Below are 3,249 nucleotides of genomic sequence, written 5' to 3'. Positions count from 1 at the left end.
AAGTGCCTGACGATGACCTACTCTCGCATGGGGAAGCCCCACACTACCATCGGCGCTGAGCGGTTTCACTGCTGAGTTCGGCATGGGATCAGGTGGTTCCCACTCGCTATGGTCGTCAGGCGAAAACGGTTGGAATCATGCTGACCTACGTCTCGCGTATCCGTCAATTGTGCGCGCAATGCGCAGACCCCTTGGGGTTATATGGTCAAGCCTCACGGGCCATTAGTACCGGTTAGCTCAACGCCTTGCAGCGCTTCCACACCCGGCCTATCAACCAGCTGGTCTCGCTGGGCCCTTCAGGAGGCTCGAGGCCTCGGGGATGTCTCATCTTGAAGGGGGCTTCCCGCTTAGATGCTTTCAGCGGTTATCCCGTCCGCACATAGCTACCCGGCAATGCCACTGGCGTGACAACCGGAACACCAGAGGTGCGTCCACTCCGGTCCTCTCGTACTAGGAGCAGCTCTTCTCAAACATCCAACGCCCACGGCAGATAGGGACCGAACTGTCTCACGACGTTCTAAACCCAGCTCGCGTACCACTTTAAATGGCGAACAGCCATACCCTTGGGACCGACTTCAGCCCCAGGATGTGATGAGCCGACATCGAGGTGCCAAACACCGCCGTCGATGTGAACTCTTGGGCGGTATCAGCCTGTTATCCCCGGAGTACCTTTTATCCGTTGAGCGATGGCCCTTCCATACAGAACCACCGGATCACTAGAACCTACTTTCGTACCTGCTCGACGTGTCTGTCTCGCAGTCAAGCACCCTTATGCTCTTGCACTCATTGCACGATTTCCGACCGTGCTGAGGGTACCTTCGTGCTCCTCCGTTACGCTTTGGGAGGAGACCGCCCCAGTCAAACTACCCACCACACACTGTCCTCGATCCGGATAACGGACCTGAGTTAGAACGCCAATGATGCCAGGCTGGTATTTCAAGGTTGGCTCCACCCGAACTGGCGTCCGGGTTTCCTAGCCTCCCAGCTATCCTACACAGGCAACATCAGCGTCCAGTGTGAAGCTATAGTAAAGGTTCACGGGGTCTTTCCGTCTAGCCGCGGGTACACAGCATCTTCACTGCGATTTCAATTTCACTGAGTCTCGGGTGGAGACAGCGTGGCCATCATTACGCCATTCGTGCAGGTCGGAACTTACCCGACAAGGAATTTCGCTACCTTAGGACCGTTATAGTTACGGCCGCCGTTTACCGGGGCTTCGATCAGGAGCTTCGCCCGAGGGCTAACACCATCAATTAACCTTCCGGCACCGGGCAGGCGTCACACCCTATACGTCCGCTTACGCGTTTGCAGAGTGCTGTGTTTTTAATAAACAGTTGCAGCCACCTGGTATCTTCGACCGCCTTCCGCTCCGGCCGCGAGGGCCTTCACGTAATGGCGGCGTGCCTTCTCCCGAAGTTACGGCACCATTTTGCCTAGTTCCTTCACCCGAGTTCTCTCAAGCGCCTTAGGATTCTCACCCTGACCACCTGTGTCGGTTTGGGGTACGGTCCCACATGATCTGAAGCTTAGAGGCTTTTCCTGGAAGCGTGGCATCGATGACTTCCACCCCGTGGGGTGTTCGTCTCGTCTCTCGGCCTTAGGGATCCGGATTTGCCTGAACCCCCAGCCTACTGACTTTCACCAGGACTACCAACGCCTGGCTCACCTAGCCTTCTTCGTCCCCCCATCGCAACCATGTGAGGTACGGGAATATTGACCCGTTTCCCATCGACTACGCCTTTCGGCCTCGCCTTAGGGGCCGACTCACTCTGCTCCGATTAGCGTCGAACAGAAACCCTTGGTCTTCCGGCGGGGGAGTTTTTCACTCCCCTTGTCGTTACTCATGTCAGCATTCGCACTCGTGATACCTCCAGCAAGCCTCTCGACTCACCTTCATCGGCGTACACGACGCTCCTCTACCGCTTGCCATTCGGCAAGCCCGTAGCTTCGGTACCTGGTTTAGCCCCGTTACATCTTCCGCGCAGGCCGACTCGACTAGTGAGCTATTACGCTTTCTTTAAAGGATGGCTGCTTCTAAGCCAACCTCCTAGCTGTCTGAGCCTTCCCACATCGTTTCCCACTTAACCAGGATTTGGGGACCTTAGCTGACGGTCTGGGTTGTTTCCCTTTTCACAACGGACGTTAGCACCCGCTGTGTGTCTCCCACGCTCGCACTCACCGGTATTCGGAGTTTGCCTCGGGTTGGTAAGTCGGGATGACCCCCTAGCCGAAACAGTGCTCTACCCCCGGTGGTGATACGTGAGGCGCTACCTAAATAGCTTTCGAGGAGAACCAGCTATCTCCGGGCTTGATTAGCCTTTCACTCCGATCCACAAGTCATCCAAATCTTTTTCAACAGATCCTGGTTCGGTCCTCCAGTTGATGTTACTCAACCTTCAACCTGCTCATGGATAGATCGCCCGGTTTCGGGTCTATATCCAGCGACTGGTCGCCCAGTTAAGACTCGGTTTCCCTACGCCTCCCCTATACGGTTAAGCTCGCCACTGAATATAAGTCGCTGACCCATTATACAAAAGGTACGCGGTCACAGAACGAGTCTGCTCCCACTGCTTGTACGCATACGGTTTCAGGATCTATTTCACTCCCCTCGCCGGGGTTCTTTTCGCCTTTCCCTCACGGTACTGGTTCACTATCGGTCAGCCAGGAGTATTTAGCCTTGGAGGATGGTCCCCCCGTCTTCAGTCAAGGTTTCACGTGCCCCGACCTACTCGATTTCACTGGATCAGGCTTTCGGCTACGGGACTATCACCCCCTATGGTCGCGCTTCCCAGCGCGTTCGCCTAACCATTCTCCAGCTTAAGGGCTGGTCCCCGTTCGCTCGCCGCTACTGGGGGAATCTCGGTTGATTTCTTTTCCTCGGGGTACTTAGATGTTTCAGTTCCCCCGGTTCGCCTCCCAACACCTATGGATTCAGTGTGGGATACCCCGCTTATGCGGGGTGGGTTTCCCCATTCAGAAATGCCCGGGTCACAGGTTGTTTGCCACCTCGCCGAGCCTTATCGCAGGCTTCCACGTCTTTCATCGCCTCTGGCTGCCTAGGCATCCACCGTATGCGCTTAATCGCTTGACCATATAACCCGAAAGGGTCTGGTCCGCGATTACGTCACGACAATTGCCGGATACGCTTGAGACGTATCTCGCGTTCTTTCCTTGCGGAAAGAACTTGTCAGCATGATTCACATTGTTAAAGAGCAGACTGTCAATCGACAGTCATAAACCTGTCATCGC

At 55.4% G+C, this 3,249-nt stretch carries 2 rRNA genes; both read right to left on the bottom strand.

What is annotated here, in order from left to right:
- Positions 1-4 precede the first annotated feature (4 nt).
- Positions 5-120 (bottom strand): 5S ribosomal RNA (gene rrf, locus HOP52_RS19410).
- Positions 121-201: 81 nt separating this feature from the next.
- Positions 202-3,091, bottom strand: a 23S ribosomal RNA gene (locus HOP52_RS19405).
- Positions 3,092-3,249: the final 158 nt, after the last annotated feature.

The organism is Billgrantia campisalis (assembly GCF_022341425.1).
Taxonomy (GTDB): domain Bacteria; phylum Pseudomonadota; class Gammaproteobacteria; order Pseudomonadales; family Halomonadaceae; genus Halomonas; species Halomonas campisalis.
Note: the sequence above shows the minus strand (reverse complement) of the source record. Positions and strands in the feature narration are given on the sequence as shown.